19 protein-coding genes are annotated in these 17,067 nt (G+C 56.8%); 13 read left to right on the top strand and 6 right to left on the bottom strand.

What is annotated here, in order from left to right:
- Window positions 1-10: 10 nt before the first annotated feature.
- The 4 genes from glmS (at window position 11) to HUO14_RS08460 (ending at window position 3,837) form a co-directional block, all read left to right on the top strand.
- Entirely contained in the window at window positions 11-1,834 is a 1,824-nt protein-coding gene (gene glmS / locus HUO14_RS08475; RefSeq protein WP_176279407.1) for a glutamine--fructose-6-phosphate transaminase (isomerizing), read from the top strand.
- A 2-nt stretch (window positions 1,835-1,836) separates the two neighbouring features.
- Window positions 1,837-2,277: an OsmC family protein gene (locus HUO14_RS08470; protein WP_176279406.1), complete on the top strand. Its 441-nt coding sequence runs from the start codon at window positions 1,837-1,839 to the stop codon at window positions 2,275-2,277.
- Between the two features lie 154 nt (window positions 2,278-2,431).
- Window positions 2,432-3,466, top strand: a complete 1,035-nt coding sequence (locus HUO14_RS08465; RefSeq protein ID WP_176279405.1) for a sensor histidine kinase — start codon at window positions 2,432-2,434, stop codon at window positions 3,464-3,466.
- A complete protein-coding gene (locus tag HUO14_RS08460) occupies window positions 3,463-3,837 on the top strand; it encodes a GFA family protein (protein WP_335647409.1) in 375 nt (124 codons plus the stop codon). Before HUO14_RS08465 ends, HUO14_RS08460 begins: the two co-directional genes overlap by 4 nt.
- A gap of 69 nt (window positions 3,838-3,906) precedes the next feature.
- Here the strand turns inward: HUO14_RS08460 and katG are convergent, their stop codons facing one another.
- Window positions 3,907-6,102, bottom strand: a complete 2,196-nt coding sequence (katG, locus tag HUO14_RS08455; RefSeq protein WP_176279404.1) for a catalase/peroxidase HPI — start codon at window positions 6,100-6,102, stop codon at window positions 3,907-3,909.
- Between the two features lie 270 nt (window positions 6,103-6,372).
- On the opposite strand from katG, the gene HUO14_RS08450 reads away from it, so the two are divergent.
- From HUO14_RS08450 to queE, 6 genes are all read left to right on the top strand, one after another.
- Complete coding sequence (locus HUO14_RS08450) at window positions 6,373-7,557, top strand: aspartate aminotransferase family protein (RefSeq protein WP_176279403.1); 1,185 nt, start codon at window positions 6,373-6,375, stop codon at window positions 7,555-7,557.
- The gene (gene argF / locus HUO14_RS08445) at window positions 7,554-8,480 is read left to right on the top strand and encodes an ornithine carbamoyltransferase (RefSeq protein ID WP_176279402.1); all 927 of its coding nucleotides are present in this window, start codon (window positions 7,554-7,556) and stop codon (window positions 8,478-8,480) included. Before HUO14_RS08450 ends, argF begins: the two co-directional genes overlap by 4 nt.
- On the top strand, window positions 8,480-9,382 hold the full coding sequence (gene hslO, locus HUO14_RS08440) for an Hsp33 family molecular chaperone HslO (RefSeq protein WP_176279401.1): 903 nt from the start codon (window positions 8,480-8,482) through the stop codon (window positions 9,380-9,382). The genes argF and hslO overlap by 1 nt, the downstream gene beginning before the upstream one ends.
- Window positions 9,383-9,528: 146 nt before the next feature.
- Window positions 9,529-9,936, top strand: coding sequence for a DUF3617 domain-containing protein (locus HUO14_RS08435; protein ID WP_176279400.1), 408 nt, complete (start codon window positions 9,529-9,531; stop codon window positions 9,934-9,936).
- A gap of 66 nt (window positions 9,937-10,002) precedes the next feature.
- Complete coding sequence (queC, locus tag HUO14_RS08430) at window positions 10,003-10,689, top strand: 7-cyano-7-deazaguanine synthase QueC (protein WP_343046078.1); 687 nt, start codon at window positions 10,003-10,005, stop codon at window positions 10,687-10,689.
- Window positions 10,689-11,333 (top strand): 7-carboxy-7-deazaguanine synthase, encoded by a 645-nt coding sequence (gene queE / locus HUO14_RS08425; protein ID WP_176279398.1) that lies wholly within the window; start codon window positions 10,689-10,691, stop codon window positions 11,331-11,333. Before queC ends, queE begins: the two co-directional genes overlap by 1 nt.
- Before the next feature lie 13 nt (window positions 11,334-11,346).
- Here queE and HUO14_RS08420 read toward each other — a convergent pair whose 3' ends face one another.
- Together HUO14_RS08420 and lipB are read right to left on the bottom strand one after the other, a co-directional pair.
- A complete protein-coding gene (locus tag HUO14_RS08420; protein ID WP_176279397.1) occupies window positions 11,347-11,619 on the bottom strand; it encodes a hypothetical protein in 273 nt (90 codons plus the stop codon).
- 51 nt (window positions 11,620-11,670) lie between these two features.
- The gene (lipB, locus tag HUO14_RS08415) at window positions 11,671-12,321 is read right to left on the bottom strand and encodes a lipoyl(octanoyl) transferase LipB (protein ID WP_176279396.1); all 651 of its coding nucleotides are present in this window, start codon (window positions 12,319-12,321) and stop codon (window positions 11,671-11,673) included.
- Between the two features lie 64 nt (window positions 12,322-12,385).
- Here lipB and HUO14_RS08410 point away from each other — a divergent pair, with 64 nt between their 5' ends.
- Entirely contained in the window at window positions 12,386-13,147 is a 762-nt protein-coding gene (locus HUO14_RS08410) for a YciC family protein (protein ID WP_176279395.1), read from the top strand.
- Here HUO14_RS08410 and HUO14_RS08405 read toward each other — a convergent pair.
- From HUO14_RS08405 to HUO14_RS08395, 3 genes are read right to left on the bottom strand one after another with little or no spacing between them, the layout of a single operon-like run.
- Window positions 13,140-13,739, bottom strand: a complete 600-nt coding sequence (locus tag HUO14_RS08405) for a GNAT family N-acetyltransferase (RefSeq protein ID WP_176279394.1) — start codon at window positions 13,737-13,739, stop codon at window positions 13,140-13,142. The genes HUO14_RS08410 and HUO14_RS08405 overlap by 8 nt on opposite strands.
- Entirely contained in the window at window positions 13,730-14,587 is an 858-nt protein-coding gene (gene hemF, locus HUO14_RS08400) for an oxygen-dependent coproporphyrinogen oxidase (protein ID WP_176279393.1), read from the bottom strand. The genes HUO14_RS08405 and hemF overlap by 10 nt, the downstream gene beginning before the upstream one ends.
- Window positions 14,584-15,042 (bottom strand): tRNA (cytidine(34)-2'-O)-methyltransferase, encoded by a 459-nt coding sequence (locus HUO14_RS08395; protein WP_176279392.1) that lies wholly within the window; start codon window positions 15,040-15,042, stop codon window positions 14,584-14,586. The genes hemF and HUO14_RS08395 overlap by 4 nt, the downstream gene beginning before the upstream one ends.
- Before the next feature lie 174 nt (window positions 15,043-15,216).
- On the opposite strand from HUO14_RS08395, the gene petA reads away from it, so the two are divergent.
- Together petA and HUO14_RS08385 are read left to right on the top strand one after the other, a co-directional pair.
- Complete coding sequence (gene petA / locus HUO14_RS08390; RefSeq protein WP_176279391.1) at window positions 15,217-15,780, top strand: ubiquinol-cytochrome c reductase iron-sulfur subunit; 564 nt, start codon at window positions 15,217-15,219, stop codon at window positions 15,778-15,780.
- Window positions 15,781-15,793: 13 nt separating this feature from the next.
- A complete protein-coding gene (locus HUO14_RS08385) occupies window positions 15,794-17,062 on the top strand; it encodes a cytochrome b (protein ID WP_176279390.1) in 1,269 nt (422 codons plus the stop codon).
- The last annotated feature ends 5 nt before the right edge of the window (window positions 17,063-17,067 follow it).

Below are 17,067 nucleotides of genomic sequence, written 5' to 3'. Positions count from 1 at the left end.
TCCGAAAAGCATGTGCGGAATCATTGGAATTGTAGGCAAGGAACCTGTCTCGGATCGTCTGGTCGATGGGCTGAAGCGCATGGAATATCGCGGATATGACAGCGCCGGTGTCTGCACCGTTCATGACGGCCAGCTGATCCGTCGCCGCGCCGAGGGCAAGCTTGCCAATCTGGTGACCGTTCTGAAAGCCGACGACGCCGCGGGCAATGTCGGGATCGCACACACCCGGTGGGCGACGCACGGTGCGCCGACGACCAGCAACGCCCATCCCCAAGCTACGAGCGAACTGGCGCTGGTTCACAACGGCATTATCGAAAATTTCAAGAGTTTGCGCGAAGAGTTGAGCGCACGCGGGCGGTCGTTTGAAAGCGAGACCGATACCGAAGTGGTCGCGCATCTGGTTAGCGAGCAGGTAGAAGCGGGCAAATCTCCGCAAGAAGCGGTCCAGGCGATATTGCCGTTGTTGCGCGGCGCTTTTGCGCTGGCGATAGCCTTCCGTTCCCAACCGGACCTATTGATCGGCGCGCGTCTAGGTTCGCCTCTGGTGGTCGGCTATGGCGATGGTGAAACTTATCTGGGGTCCGACGCCTTGGCGCTGGCTCCTCTGACCCAGAAAATTGCCTATCTTGAAGAAGGCGACTGGGTGGTCATAACCCGCGACGGTGCTGAGATTTATGACAAGGACAACCAGCCGGTAGAACGCGAAATCACGACTTCCGGCGTTTCCGCTGCCTCGATTGAAAAGGGCAACTATCGCCATTTCATGCAGAAGGAGATATTCGAGCAACCCACCGTGGTCGCGCAAACGCTGCAAAGCTACATCCGTCCGCTCGAGCAGCAGGTCGCGTTGCCGCAAATGGATTTCGATCTGGGCGATATCAAGCGGATTACGATCGTGGCCTGCGGGACCAGCTATTATGCCGGCATGGTCGCCAAATATTGGTTCGAGACTTTTGCCCGCGTACCGGTGGATCTCGATTTTGCTTCGGAATTCCGTTATCGCGATCCGGTGCTGGAAGCAGGCGGTCTGGCCCTTTTCATATCGCAGTCGGGCGAGACGGCGGATACGCTGGCTGCGTTGCGCCACTCCAAGGAAAATGGCCAGAAGATCGCTGTGGTCGTCAATGTTCCAACCAGCAGTATGGCGCGGGAGGCCGATTTGCTTCTCCCCACCCATGCCGGTCCCGAAATCGGGGTTGCATCGACCAAGGCCTTTTCCTGCCAGCTGGCCGTGCTGGCGGCGCTGGCGGCTCATCTTGCGGTGGTGAAAGGGAAGATGAGCCGCGACGAGGAGAGGGAAGTCGTCAAGCATCTGACCGAAGCGCCAGCCGCTCTGAACGCTGCGCTCGCCCACGATGATGATATTGCCGATATGGCCCATCATATCGCGCCGGCGCGGGACGTCCTCTATCTCGGCCGCGGCCCGGATTATCCACTGGCACTGGAAGGCGCGCTCAAGCTCAAGGAAATCAGCTATATCCACGCCGAGGGCTATGCGTCCGGCGAGATGAAACATGGTCCGATCGCCCTGATCGATGAAGCGGTGCCGGTGATCGTGCTGGCGCCTTCGGGACCATTGTTCGAAAAAACCGTGTCCAACATGCAGGAAGTCATGGCCCGGGGCGGGAAGGTCGTGCTGATCTCCGACGCCGAGGGCATTGCCGAAGCCGGTGATGGCTGTCTGGCGACGATCGAAATGCCGAAAGTTCATCCGCTGATCGCACCGTTGGTCTATGCCGTGCCGGTGCAGTTGCTTGCCTATCATGTTGCCGTCGCCAAGGGCACGGATGTCGATCAGCCGCGCAATCTCGCAAAATCGGTTACGGTGGAATAATCATGGCAACCAACCCCTCGCTCGTCTCCGTCGAGACCGCCAAAGGAAAATTCCAGCAGACCGTGAGAGTCGGAAAGCATGTTTTCCTCGCCGATGAGCCCGAGTCTTTCGGCGGGACCGATAGCGGGCCTTCGCCATATGATCTGTTGCTCGCCGCGCTGGGTAGCTGCACATCCATGACGATGAAAATGTATGCGGACCGCAAGGGCATTCCGCTCGAAGGTGTGCATATCGTGCTCGAGCACAGCCGCGAACATGTTGCGGACTGCGAAAGCTGCAACAATGACGACAACCGGATCGATGTCATCGACCGTTCGATCGTTCTTCACGGTAATTTGACCGACGAGCAACGGCTGAAACTGCTCGAGATCGCAGAGAAATGTCCGGTTCACCGCACGCTTGAAAACCGCATTGACATTCATACGCTGGAAGTGCGCGAATAAGCAGCGCCGCGGGTCTTTATCGCGCGGACTCTTTATGAGCATCGGGGACTTGGCCGGGGCCGCGGCATCGAAATAAAATGCCAATGTCGATCTAAATTATATTCAGCTGTCGCAAACGGATGTAAACAGGCCTTTCCCTCAGAAGGCGACAGTAATGTTTAGTTATTTCAACACGGATTCGCTGGCGCGCATCAATCGCCTCGACTTGATCGATCTTGCTCCGCGCATCTCTCCGCTGGTCGTGCAGATCATAGTGGCAATCACATTTACTGCCTTTGCGATTGCCACGCGCGAATTGATCAACACATGGGCCATCGGTGCGGGTCCTTATGCCGTCAATGTTCCGTTTATTCTGCTTGCGACGCTCTTCGGAAGGTTTCGTGCGGGGCTGATGGCATTGGCCCTGACGACAGCCTATTCCTGGTATTTTGTATTGCCCGCCATGGGCAGTTTCTCGTTCGAAGAACCCGGTGACGGGCCAAGAACGCTGGTCAATGGAGTGATCGGTCTCACCATAGTCTGCCTCGGCGATGTAACCCGGAACGCCGGCCGCTGGCTACTGCTCGAAAAAGAGCAGCGTATAGCGGAACGGGACATGCTCCTCGTCGAAGTCGATCATCGCGTGAAAAACAATCTCGCGATCCTGTCGAGCCTGCTGTCATTGCAGCAGCAGAAAAGCGAAAACACCGAAGTGAAGGTGGCGCTCAGCAAGGCCGCGGGGCGGGTCCATAGCCTTGCGAAAGCCTATGAGAGCTTGCGATATGACAATCTCGACAATATCGCGATCGTTGACATGCACGACTTTTTGACCAGACTTTGCGGTTCGCTCAGGGAGGCCCTGACGCTGGACGGCCGAATCGAGCTGATCGTCGCTGCCGAACCGTGCGGACTATCCCGCGATCGCGCCGGCGCGGTCGGATTGCTGGTCAATGAGCTGGTCACAAACGCGGTGAAACATGCGTTTGCCGATCGCGACAAGGGAACCATCAGAGTTGAGTTGCGTGTCGTACCGGATGGCGCCGTGCTCGAGGTTAGTGACGACGGGGTCGGGTTGCCCGATATCATTCGTGATGGCGCCCAGGGCACCCAGTTTCTCAAGGCTTTTGCGCAAATGGCAAAAGGTGAGCTGGATTCAGAGACGGGCGACCAGGGAACGCGGCATATCTGTATATTGGAGGAAACCCCGTGACCGGATCGAACTTTCACGGCGGTTGCCATTGCGGCGCGGTCCGCTTCAGGGGCACGGTCGCAACCACGCCCGATATGCTCGACTGCAATTGTTCGATTTGTGCGCGGACCGGCTTTCTGCATCTCATCGTGCCGCACAAGGGTTTCACCTTGCTGAAGGGCGATGGCGATCTGTCGAGCTACCGGTTCGGCAGCGGGCAGGCGGAGCATCTGTTTTGCCGGCATTGCGGCGTCAAAAGCTTTTACCAGCCGCGCTCCCACCCGGATGGCTGGAGCGTGAATTATCATTGTCTCGACGATGGTCATGACCTGCGGCCGACGATCAGAAAATTTGATGGCCGGAACTGGGAAAAATCAAGGGCCGGACTGTAGCGACATAGGCGAAATGAAAAGGACCCGCCGGCTGGTTCCGGCGGGTCCCTGTCAATTGGTCAAATCATCTCAGGCGAGTTCAAAGCAACCCGCGTTCATGACTTTTGTCCAGGCTGAGACAAAATCACCCACGAATTTGCGTTCATGGCCATCTTCGGCATAGACCTCGGCGACGGCTCGCAGTTGCGAGTTTGATCCGAACACCAGATCGGTCCGCGTCGCGCGCCATTTCTCCTCGCCTTTCAGACGGCATTTGCCGATGAACAGCTCGTCTGCGGACTCGTCTACGACTTCCCACATTGTGCCCATTTCGAGCAGATTGACGAAAAAGTCGTTGGTCAACTGGCCCGGACGATCGGTGAACATGCCTTCGGTCGGAGCGCTCGAATGGTTGGCTCCGAGCACCCGCAAACCACCAACCAGCACCGTCATCTCCGGAATCGAGAGATCGAGGAGGTTGGCACGGTCGACCAGCATTTCTTCCGTCTTCACGCTGGCCTTAGTCTGCAGATAGTTGCGGAAACCATCGGCAAACGGCTCGAGCGGTTCGAAGCTTTCGGCATCGGTCTGTTCGTCCGTCGCATCGCCGCGACCGGTGGTGATCGGAACACTGATATCGAAGCCGGCCTGCTGCGCTGCTTTCTCGACCGTTGCGCTGCCTGCAATGACGATCGCATCGGCCATTGACAAAGGCCCGCGCAACTCGTCGATTTTCGACAGTGTTTTGGTCAGCTCTTCCGGATCATTGGCTTTCCAGTCCTTTTGCGGAGCGAGCCGAACCCGGGCACCATTGGTGCCGCCACGATGATCGCTCTTGCGATAGGTAGAGGCCGAAGCCCAGGCCGCCTTGACCATCTCGGATACCGAAAGACCGCTATCGAGTATCTTGGCCTTGAAGTCCGCAACGTCGCTGTCCGAAGCTTTTGTGCCAGCCGGAACCGGATCCTGCCAGATCAGATCCTCGGCGGGAACGTCGGGACCGAGATAACGGACCTTGGGCCCCATATCGCGGTGGGTCAGCTTGAACCATGCGCGGGCGAAGGCATCGTCCAGCGCCGCCTGATCGTCGCGGAAACGCTCGGAAATCTTGCGATAGTCCGGATCGCGCTTGAGCGCCATGTCGGCGGTGGTCATCATCGTCGGGACCTTCTTCGACGGATCGCGGGCATCGGGCGCCATGTCCTCGGGGTCCGGATTGATCGGCTGCCATTGCTTGGCACCTGCCGGGCTTTCGACCAGCTCATAGTCATATTTGAACAAAAGCCGGAAATAGTCGCCGCCCCATTGGGTCGGGTTGGGAGTCCACGCGCCTTCGAGGCCGGAAGTGGTGATATGGCCTTCACCGATCTGTTCGGGATCGGTTGCCCAGCCGAAGCCCATCAGATGCAGGTCGCCGGATTCCGGGTCGCCGCTCAGCTGGTCGGGCGGGACCGCGCCATGGCATTTGCCGAACGCGTGTCCGCCAGCGGTCAGCGCGACGGTTTCCTCGTCGTTCATCGCCATGCGAGCGAAGGTTTCCTTCATGTCGCGGGCCATGCCCTCAGCGTCGTGCGGATTTCCGCCAGGGCCTTCCGGATTGACGTAGATGAGGCCCATCTGGATCGCCGCCAGCGGGTTCTCCAGCGCCTTGCCTTCGTCAGGATTGATGCGCGTGGCAACGCCTTCATTGACCCACTGCTCTTCCGAGCCCCAATAGACATCCGTTTCCGGAGCGTAGACGTCCTTGCGTCCACCACCGAAGCCGAAAACCGGACCGCCCATGGATTCGATCGCGACATTGCCAGTGAGGACAAACAAGTCGGCCCAGCTGATATGCTGTCCATATTTTTTCTTGATTGGCCAGAGCAGGCGTCTCGCCTTGTCGAGATTGCCATTGTCCGGCCAGCTGTTGAGCGGGGCAAAGCGCTGTTGCCCGCTCGAAGCGCCGCCGCGACCGTCGCCGGTGCGATAAGTGCCGGCTGCGTGCCAGGCCATGCGGATGAAGAACGGGCCATAATGGCCGTAATCCGCCGGCCACCAAGGCTGGCTGTCGGTCATCAGGGCTTTCAAGTCTTTTTTCAGTTCCTGATAATCCAGCGCCTTGAAGGCCTTGGTATAATCGAAATCGGGGTCCATCGGATCGGGGGATGCGCCGTTCTGGGTGAGAATATCGAGCTGGAGGGAATCGGGCCACCAATCGCGATTCTGCCTGCCGAGCAGAGCGCGAACGCCGCCGCCAGAGCTCATCGGGCAACCTTCGGGGGAACCGGTTGTTTTCATGTCCATTTGAGTTTCTCCTATGATATCGCGCCAAGTCTAATGCTGACGACTGACATCTGCTTATATCGCAAAGCGATGCGCGAATTAAACGAATTGTCCCTGTCTGTGTGATCATTATTGTCGATAATGGCCAATTACGCCGCCTGCTGCGCGCCACCGCGCACCACGATTGACCACCTTGCCGAAGCGGCATATAAGACCGTCCCAATGCGAGAGGCGGCCAGTCGGGTCGCCTTTTCTATTTTGTTCGCGTTCAATTGTTGGAAGGAAAGTAAGATGGCGATTACTCCGCTCATGCCCGTATATCCCCGGTGTGGTTTTCGTCCCGTGCGAGGCGAGGGCGCCTGGCTTATTTCCGAAGATGGTTCGCGGGCTCTGGACTTTGCCAGCGGCATCGCGGTCAATCTGCTTGGCCACGGCCATCCGCATCTGACCAAGGCGATCCAGGATCAGGCTGCAACATTGATGCACGTCTCTAATCTCTACGGCAGCCCGCAGGGCGAGAAATTCGCGCAGCGTCTGGTCGACACGACCTTCGCCGACACGGTTTTCTTCACCAACAGCGGAGCGGAAGCAGTTGAGTGTGCGATCAAGGCGGCCCGGGCCTATCATCAGTCGGCAGGCAGCGACCGGTTCGAGATCATCACGTTCAAAAACGCCTTCCATGGCCGGACGATGGCGACCATTTCGGCTTCCAACCAGGAAAAGATGCACCACGGTTTCTCGCCGCTTCTTGCTGGCTTCAAATATGTCGATTTTGACGATCTGGAAGGCGCTGCTGCAGCGATCACCGACAAGACCGCTGCTTTTCTGGTCGAGCCGATCCAGGGCGAGGGCGGCGTTCGTCCTGCTTCGGACGAATTTATGAAGGGCTTGCGCGATCTGGCCGACAAACACGGCATCTTGCTGGTACTCGACGAAGTGCAATGCGGGGTTGCTCGTACCGGTGCGCTATATGCCCACGAACTATACGGGATCACCCCCGACATCATCGCGAGCGCCAAAGGTATCGGGGGCGGCTTCCCTCTGGGAGCCTGTCTTGCAACCGAAGAAGCGGCGCGCGGCATGGTGGTCGGAACCCACGGTTCCACCTATGGCGGCAATCCTCTGGCCATGGCTGCCGGCAACGCGGTCTGGGACGTGGTTGCCAATGACGAATTTCTCGAGAATGTCCGGACGACCGGCGACAAGCTGCGCGCGGCGATCGAGCAGTTTATCGGCAATTATCCTGATCTTTTCATAGGCGTGCGGGGCAAGGGCCTGATGCTCGGTCTTATGATGACACAGGAAGCGCGGAGTTTTGTCGCGCATCTCCGAGACAATCATGGCCTGCTGACCGTTGCTGCCGGTGACAATACTTTGCGGATATTGCCGCCATTGAATATCGAGGACAGTCATATCGCGACGTTCATCGAGAAATTGTCTGCCGGCGCGGCCGACTATGTGGCTCCTGCGTCATGAGCCGGCATTTTCTCAACCTCTCCGACGCGGGCGGCGACGCCATCGCAGCGATGATATCCGATGCAATCGACCGCAAGGCCGCTCGCGCGGGCTGGCCCAAGGGCAAGGCGGATGCGGACAAGCCATTGGCCGATCACGTGCTGGCGATGATTTTTGAAAAGAGCAGTACCCGGACCCGGGTATCGTTTGATATGGCCATCCGCCAGCTTGGCGGTTCGAGCATCGTTATGGACAGCGGCGGGATGCAGCTGGGGCGCGGGGAAACAGTGGCCGATACGGCCAAGGTCCTGTCCCGCATGTGCGACGCGATCATGATCCGTACTGATGACCATGCGAAGATCGACGAACTGGCTGCCAATGCGAGCGTGCCGGTTATCAACGGTCTCACCGACCTGTCTCATCCCTGCCAGATTGTTGCCGATCTGCTGACCCTGGTCGAGCACGGAAAATCACTGCCGGGCCTCGAAATCGCATGGCTGGGCGACGGGAATAATGTCCTGAACAGTATTGTCGAGGCCGCCGGGCTGATGAAATATAATGTCCGGATCGGGTGCCCCGAAGGCTATGATCCCGATCCCGATTTTATCCAGAAGGCCCAGGCCGCTGGCGCGAATATCACGATCTACCGGGACGAGAACGAAGCGGTCGCAGGTGCGGATGTCGTGGTCGCCGATACCTGGATATCGATGGGGCAGGAACATGCGGAGGCCAAGCTTGCCGCGATGATGCCATATCAGGTGAATGAAGTGATCATGGAACAGGCAAAGCCGGACGCCTTGTTTCTCCATTGCCTCCCCGCGCATCGGGGCGAGGAAGTCATGCCCTCGGTCATTGACGGCCCTCAATCTGTCATATGGGACGAAGCTGAAAATCGCATTCATGCGCAGAAGTCTGTCTTGCGCTGGTGTTTCGGACAAATCTGATGGCGGATATGGCCCCAATTGACAGCATCCTGTCCTTCTCTATCCCCGCGAAACATTGCCGTGGCCGGGTCGTTCGATTCGGGCCGATGCTCGACGAGATTCTGGCGGCCCACGATTACCCGCCGGTGATCCGGGATATTCTGGCAGAAGCCGTCTGTCTGACGGCCATGCTGGGCGCGCTGCTGAAGGATGAAGATTCTCAACTGACCTTGCAGGCGCAAACCGAAGCGGGCGTGATCAACCTTCTCGCCTGCGATTATAAGGATGGTGCTCTTCGCGGCTATGTTGACTTTGACCGCGAACGGTTGGCGTCCCAACCCGTCGAGCCAAGTCTGATGGCGCTTTTCGGAAAAGGCTATCTGGCGATCACCTTTGACCAGCCAGGGTCTCGGGGCCGCAACCAGGGTATCGTGCCTCTGGAAGGGGCTAGCCTCGCCGAAGCGGTGCAGAATTATTTTCTCCAGTCCGAGCAGATTCCGACGGTCCTAAGGGTCGCAGTTGCGGAAGAAGACGGCAAGGTCGTGGCTGGCGGGTTGCTTGTGCAACATCTTCCGGACGGCGAAGATGGCCGCGAACGCCTTCATGTCCGCCTGGATCACCCGGAGTGGGAGCATGTCGAGATCATGGCCTCGAGCGTCAAGACCGCAGAACTCACGGAAAAATCTCTGCCTCTGGAAGAAGTGTTGTGGCGCCTGTTTAGCGAGAGCGACGAGGTGAGGCTTTTGAGCGGTAAACCGTGCGTTAAGGGATGCCGTTGTAATGAAGATCATATCCGGGGCGTAATCGCACGTTTCCCAAAAGATGATAAGGACGATATGGTCGATGAAGCTGGAAATATCGCAGTAAACTGCGCGTTTTGTAGCAAGACGTTCACAATTACAGGTGCAAGCCTCAACAATTGACTGATGTCGTAAATGAGGCAAATCGCTGGATTTGTCGAATATTTCCTATCGAATGCCATATTTTGTAACAATATTGGCCTTAATCCGCAATTACTGCATCATTAGCCGACGACGTTCAACGCAACCAATAAGACAGGAGAATATCAATGAAAGGCTTGAAACTGATCAAAATCATCAGCACAACAGCCGCCCTCCTGTCGGGGTTTGCGGCTGCCGCTCCCGCGCAAACGCCGGGCATGCTATTGCTCGACGGACTGATGAAGGGCGAGTGGACGTTGAAGGAGCGTGGTACCCGCGGTCCAAGCAAGAAAATATGTCTGGGGAATCCGGAACTGCTGCTGCAAGTCCAGCATGGAAACGCAAATTGTACCCGCTATATTATCGAAAATGATCCCAAGAAACTGCGCGTCAGCTATAAATGCGGTGGTGCCGGACATGGCGTTACCCAGATCAAGCAGGAATCCAGCGCCTTGGTACAGATATCCACACAAGGCATCAGCAACGGCAACCCCTTTACATTCGAATTTGAGGGCCGCCGTACCGGTAGTTGCTAGGTCAGGCCCTGGCGACGATTTGCGCACAGAACTTGCGCCGCGCCAGCAAGGCGATTAGCGGAGCGCATCATGACATCCGAATCAAGAAAAGCGATCATCTTATTGTCCGGTGGACTGGATTCCATGGTCTCTGCGGCAATCGCCGCAGAGCAGGGCTACCGGTTGATCGCGTTAACCGTCGATTATAACCAGCGACACAAGATCGAACTCCAATCCGCCCAGAAAATTGCCGAAAAGCTGGGCGTCGACGAACATATCATCTTGCCGCTCGATCTCAGCCGCTTCGGAGGCTCGGCTCTCACCGCCGACATCGACGTGCCCAAAACCGGCGTCGCCGACGACATCCCGGTTACTTACGTACCGGCGCGCAATCTCATCTTCCTGTCATTGACGCTTGGATTGGCGGAAGCGAGAGATGCTCGCGATATTTTCATCGGGGTGAACGCGCTGGATTATTCCGGTTATCCCGATTGCCGGCCCGAATTTATTGAGGGGTTCGAGAGACTGGCCGATCTCGCGACCAAGGCAGGCGATCAGGGCAGCGGCTTTACCATCCAGACACCGCTGCAGCATATGACCAAGGCGGATATTGCCCGAGAAGCAATCAGACTCGGTCTCGACCCCGCATGGAGCTGGTCCTGTTATGACCCCGCGCCAGGGGATTTGCCTTGCGGCCTCTGCGACAGCTGCCGTTTGCGGCAAAAAGGCTTTGAAGAAGCCGGGATTGTCGATCCGACGCGATATGTGACGTAATGAGCTATGCGGTCAAAGAAAGATTTCTGACGCTGCAGGGCGAAGGTGTCCATGCCGGGCGCCGGGCGGTTTTCATCCGCTTTGCCGGATGCAATCTCTGGTCCGGACTGGAACGGGATCGCGCTCAGGCAATCTGCCAGTTTTGCGATACCGATTTTGTCGGGATGGACGGCGACGGTGGCGGCCGCTTTGCAAGTGCTGATGATCTCGCCCAGGCCGCTGCAGAGACCTGGGGCAGCGGCACCGAATCGCGATTCATCGTTCTGACCGGTGGTGAACCGATGTTGCAGGTCGATCAGGCGCTGATCGACGCGCTGCACGCTGAAGGTTTCTTTATCGCAATCGAATCAAACGGGACTCTGGCCGTTCCGCGCACCATCGACTGGATATGTATCAGCCCGAAAGCGCAGAGCGAAACGGTGCAACATTCGGGCGACGAACTCAAACTGGTTTGGCCGCAGGATGATAGTGACTGGCAGGAAATGGAGCATTGGGATTTCGCCAATCTCCTGCTTCAGCCCATGGACGCGCGCGGCGATGATCAGGCCAGTCAGTCCAATCTGGAACAGGCCATAGCATTTGTGCAGGCCCATCCGAAATGGCGCCTGTCGCTGCAGACTCACAAAATTCTCGGCCTGGCTTGATCGGCCGGAGCTTTTAGCCCTCGGGTTCTTCTGACGGTTCGGCTTCGGTGGTCGATGGCTCGTCGGTTTCCTCGGCAGCCGAATCTTTGTCCTCCTCGCCGGTAGCGTCGGTGCTCTTGATCGTGTCGACATCGACCATTTCATCGCTGATCGTACCGTCGATGACGTCTACGTCATCCATCTGGGTCTCGGTGACTTCGCCCGCATCTGGCGCTTCGTTGCCGGAGCAGGCAGAGATGGTCAGCGCGACCGCCGCGGCTGCAGCAAATTTGGTGAATTTGGTCATGGTAGATCCTCTGGTTTTCTAAATTTATTGCGAGGCCAGCATAGGCTCCGGTCAGTCCTGATCAATCGCTTTCAGGAAACCATCAACCGTTTTTTGCAACGCTTCGTCAAATTCCTGAAGCTTTATCGCGATACCCAGTTGTGCAAGGCTGGTCACCGGATATTCGCTGATGCCGCAGGGAATAATCCCGCCAAAATGGCTGAGGTCAGGATCGACGTTGACCGAGAAGCCGTGCATCGTGACCCATTTGCGGATGCGGATACCGATCGCGCCGATCTTGGCTTCCTGCCCGTCCGGCGTATCGCACCAGATACCGACACGACCTTCAACCGCTCGCGCCGAGACGCCAAATTCGGCCAGCGCCGCGATGACCCACGCTTCCATCGCATGGACATATCCCCGGACATCGGAATTGCGCTTCTTGAGGTCGAGAATGACATAGCCGACCCGCTGGCCAGGTCCGTGATAGGTGTGTCGTCCGCCGCGCCCGGTGTCGTAGACCGGAAAGGACTGGCTGAGCAATTCCGCAGGATCGGAGCTGGTGCCGGCGGTGTAAAGTGGCGGATGTTCCAGCAGCCAGATCAGTTCCTTGGCGTCGCCGGCTTGCACAGCCGCGTTTCGCCTTTCCATTTCGGCCAGGGCATCGGGATATTCGACCCGTTGCGGCGAAATGCGCCATTCGATATCAAGGGGAGCGTTCATAATATTTTCGTGCACTTTTGCTGGCCGGGTGGCAAGGGTTGGTAATCGAGAAACGGATCCGGGTATGAAAATGACAAAGCTGAATTACATGCAATGCTGGAACGGTGCGATGGCCCTGCTCGGGGCGCACAAGGAAGCAATTCTCGCGATTGCGGGGGTTTTCCTGTTTCTCCCGACCTTCTTATTCGCTCAGTTTGTCCAGCAACCGATCCTGACCGGTGACGAAGATGGCAGCGCGATGCTGGTAATCTATTCGGTTTATTTCAGCGAGAATGCCCTGCCGATCATGCTGTCCAATCTGGTGATCAGCTTTGGCGGGCTGGTGATCTATTTCACGCTCGCGCCTTCGCGAAACCACACCGTCGCCGATGACCTGACGGCGGCACTGAAGGTATTTCTGATCTACCTGCTGGCCAATCTGCTGACCGGATTTCTCACCTTGATCGGTTTCTTCTTCCTCATTCTGCCCGGCCTGTATCTGGCAAGCCGCTTCGCTCTCGTACCGATCGTGATTGTCGACCAGCAGGAACGCAATCCGGTGGAAGCACTCAGGCAAAGCTGGGCACTGACCCGAAACAACGGTTTCTCGATTCTGCTGTTCGTCCTGATCATAGCAATTGTGGGGACGATTACGGTAGGCGCGCTGCAGGCGGTCACCGGCATTGTCACGGGCCTCGCCACCAGCGGAACCGGCTGGCCATTTGTCGAGAATCTGGTTGCGTCGCTGACCGGGACGGCTTTTCAGCTAGTGCTCGCGGTCGTGATCATGTCGATCTATATCGAACTGAGCGGAAAGAAGAGCGACGTGCGGGAAATATTCAACTGAATATCGGCACGTGCGGCGCTGCGGTTTCCGGCAAATGGCCGGACAGGCGCGGGTCCGGCATCATATCCAGCTGCTGCTTGAATATGTGAAAGCCATTTTGCCGGTAAAAGGGCAGGGCGCGCGGTGAATCCTGGGTGCAGGTATGCAGCCAGACGCGTTCGATATCGTCTTGCCACGCCATTTTCAGCGCTTGATTCATCATCCAGCGACCGTGGCCCTGGCCGTTCATCCGCGCAACCAGGCCAAAGAACCCGATCTCGCATTGGCTGCTCTGCCGGAAATCCAGCTCGATAAAACCGACCGCTGCGTCATCGTCGCGGACAAGATGAACTTCGGTGGCGGGGTCATGCAATATTTCCTCGACGTCAATCGAGGCCATCAGCAACCGAGATGTCCACAACCACGGTTCTCCGACTGCGCGGAACAGGGCGAGATAATCCGCAACCGGCGGCTTCTCCCATCTTTCCAGCGATAGATTGGATTGAACGGGCGGGAGAAGCGGTTTGTCGAGCATCTCCAGATGGGTAATGATCGTCGCGACATGACCCCGAGGCACATCCTGCGGCAATCTCAACGCATCTGCTACTTCCATTTGGCTTCCGGTGGCAGGCTCATCAATATCGCGTCGACATTGCCGCCGGTCTTCAGCCCGAAGGCGGTGCCGCGATCATAGACCAGATTGAACTCGGCATAGCGTCCGCGCCAGATCAGTTGCTGTTCCTTCTCTTCGTCGGTCCACTCCATATTCATCCGTTTGCGGACCAATTTCGGGAATATATCCAGAAATGCCCGTCCGACATCCTGGGTGAACGCAAAATGGCGGTCGAAATCGGATTCGTGGTCCAGCTCGATATGATCGTAGAATATTCCGCCAACCCCGCGGTGAACCTGCCGGTGCGGGATATAAAAATAGTCATCGGCCCATTTCTTGAATCGCGGATAATATTCCGGATTGTGCGCTGCGCAGGCCGATCGCAATCGTGCGTGAAATTCTTCGGTATCCTCCTCGTTCGGGATAGCCGGATTGAGATCCGCGCCGCCGCCGAACCAGCGCTTGGTCGTGCACAGGAAGCGCGTGTTCATATGAACATTGGGAACATGGGGATTCGCCATGTGCGCGACCAGACTGATCCCGGTTGCAAAAAATCGCGGATCATCTTTGGCGCCGTTGATCTGTCCGGCGAATTCGTCGCTGAACATTCCGCCGACGGTCGAAATATTGACCCCGACCTTCTCGAATATCTTGCCTTTCATCAATCCCTGGATACCGCCGCCGCCGGGGCTGCCATCGGGGTTCTCACGATCCCAGGGGATATATTCAAAAGCGGCGTCGCTGCCGGCTTCCGCTTCGATCTTCTCGAACTCGGCACATATCTGGTCGCGCAGTTCCGCAAACCACGTCTGAGCCACCTGTTGCTGGTCATCCAATATAATAGTCATCTCGGGAATTGTCCTGTTTGTCTAAGCGCCTCGCCCAAGGCCATGCCAGCCGAAACCGCCAGATTCAAGCTGCGCATATCGGTCTTCATCGGGATCGTGATTCGCCCATCGCATTGCTCATGTATAGTCAGGGGAACTCCTGATCCTTCGGAACCGAACAACAATATATCCGATTTGCGATAATCGAATCCGTGATGGGGCTGTTCGGCCTTGCTGGAAAGCAGGATAATCCTGGCGTCCCGGCTTTTTGCCGTTTCATGAAATCTTTCCCAGTCGGCATGGCGCGTATAGTCAACATGCTCGAAATAATCCATTCCGGCGCGTCTGAGACTGCGATCGCTAAACGGAAATCCACAGGGTTCAATAATATCGACAGGCACGTCCAGACACGCGCAAGTTCTTAATATTGTTCCTAAATTTCCCGCAATCTCGGGTTGGTATAATGCTATCCTCATGCACGTCGCACAATGGGCGACATGGGAATGTTAGGTCAATCGAAAATTCACTGTTGGCAAACCCTATCCTTCGCGGCTATCAGGCGCGCAATTCACTGCCTGTTCAAGCTGTTGCAAAGCAGCATCGAACGATCGGGCGGTCAGGGGTCATAATTATCAATAGGGCTTGTTTGCATGGCAACGGTTGAAACAGCTGAAACGGCAGTCGCAGAAGATGGCGGCGTTCGCCGCCGGGATTTTATCAATATCGCAGCGGTTAGTTTTGCGGGTGCAGGGGCGGTGGCGACGGTTTTTCCGTTGGTCAACCAGATGAACCCGAGCGCCGACGTTCTCGCCCTGGCATCGATCGAAGTCGATATCTCGGCGATTGAAACCGGTCAATCGATCAAGACCAGCTGGCGCAAGCAACCTATCTTCATTCGTAATCTTACGGCGGAAGAAATTGCCGAAGCCAATGCGGTGAACGTTTCCGAACTGCGCGATCCGCAGACATTGGCCGAGCGGACCACCGCTGGCAAAGAGAACTGGCTGATCACGCTCGGTGTTTGCACCCATCTCGGCTGCGTGCCGCTTGGCGCTGCACAAGGCGAAATCAAAGGTGAATTTGGCGGATATTTCTGCCCTTGCCACGGATCGCATTATGATACGGCCGCGCGCATCCGCAAAGGCCCGGCACCGACCAATCTCGAAGTGCCATTGCATGAATTCCTATCAGACACCGTCGTGAAAATCGGCTAAAGGACAGATAAACATGAGCTTTCCTTGGGCAAAACAATATACACCAACAACCGAATTCGGTCAGTGGATGGACAAGCAGCTTCCGCTGCCTCGTTTCGTCTACAATAGCGTCGGCGCTGGTTATCCTGCTCCACGCAATTTGAACTATATGTGGAACTTCGGCTCGATGGCCGGATTGTTTCTGGTTGTTCAGATCGTCACCGGCATCATATTGGCGATGCATTATGCCGCCAACGCAACCATCGCCTTTGATTCGGTCGAGCATATCATGCGCGACGTCAACAGCGGCTGGATGATCCGCTACGCGCACGCCAACGGTGCTAGTTTCTTCTTCATCGCCATATATCTGCATATCGGTCGCGGGCTGTTCTACGGCTCCTACAAGGCGCCACGCGAAATGCTGTGGTTGCTCGGCGTCGTCATCTATCTGCTTGCCATGGCCACTGCCTTCATGGGCTATGTGCTTCCATGGGGACAGATGAGCTTCTGGGGTGCCAAGGTGATTACCGGGCTGTTTGAAGCCATTCCGTTCATCGGAAAACCGATCCAGGAACTGCTGCTTGGTGGCTTCGCGCCTGATAACGCCGCCCTGAACCGCTTTTTCTCGCTGCACTATCTGCTGCCGTTCGTCATTGTCGGCGTGGTTATCATGCATATCTGGGCGCTCCATATCCCGGGATCGAACAACCCGACCGGTGTAGATGTTAAGGGTCCGCAGGATACGGTGCCATTTCATCCATATTATACCGCGAAAGACGGTTGGACCATCGGTCTCGCGCTGATCTTCTTCACGATATTGATGTTCTTCCTGCCCAACGCACTGGGACATGCCGACAACTATATCCCGGCTAATCCGCTTTCGACGCCGGCTCATATTGTTCCGGAATGGTATTTCTGGCCCTGGTACGCAATCCTGCGCGCCTTTACCTTCGACTTCCTCTTCATCCCTGCAAAATTGCTCGGTGTGCTGGCGATGTTCTCTGCCATATTGGTCTGGTTCTTCCTCCCATGGCTCGACAAATCTCCGGTCCGGTCCGGCAGTTTCCGGCCCAAGTTCAAGATCTTCTTCGTCATTCTCGTGATTGACGTGCTGATCCTCGGCTACTGTGGTGGTGCTCCTGCGGAGGAACCATTTGTGATGATCAGCCAGTTGGCCGCAGCATATTATTTTGCGCATTTCCTGATCATCCTGCCGCTCTTGTCGCGGTTGGAAAAACCTGAGCCGCTGCCGACCAGTATTACTGAATCGGTGACCGGCAAGCCGCTCACAACTGCCAGTTAAGTATT

This window comes from Parasphingorhabdus flavimaris (genome assembly GCF_013371215.1).
GTDB classification, from domain to species: domain Bacteria; phylum Pseudomonadota; class Alphaproteobacteria; order Sphingomonadales; family Sphingomonadaceae; genus Parasphingorhabdus; species Parasphingorhabdus flavimaris.
The sequence above is the reverse complement of the archived record's forward strand: the minus strand, read 5'-3'. Positions and strand labels throughout refer to the sequence as shown.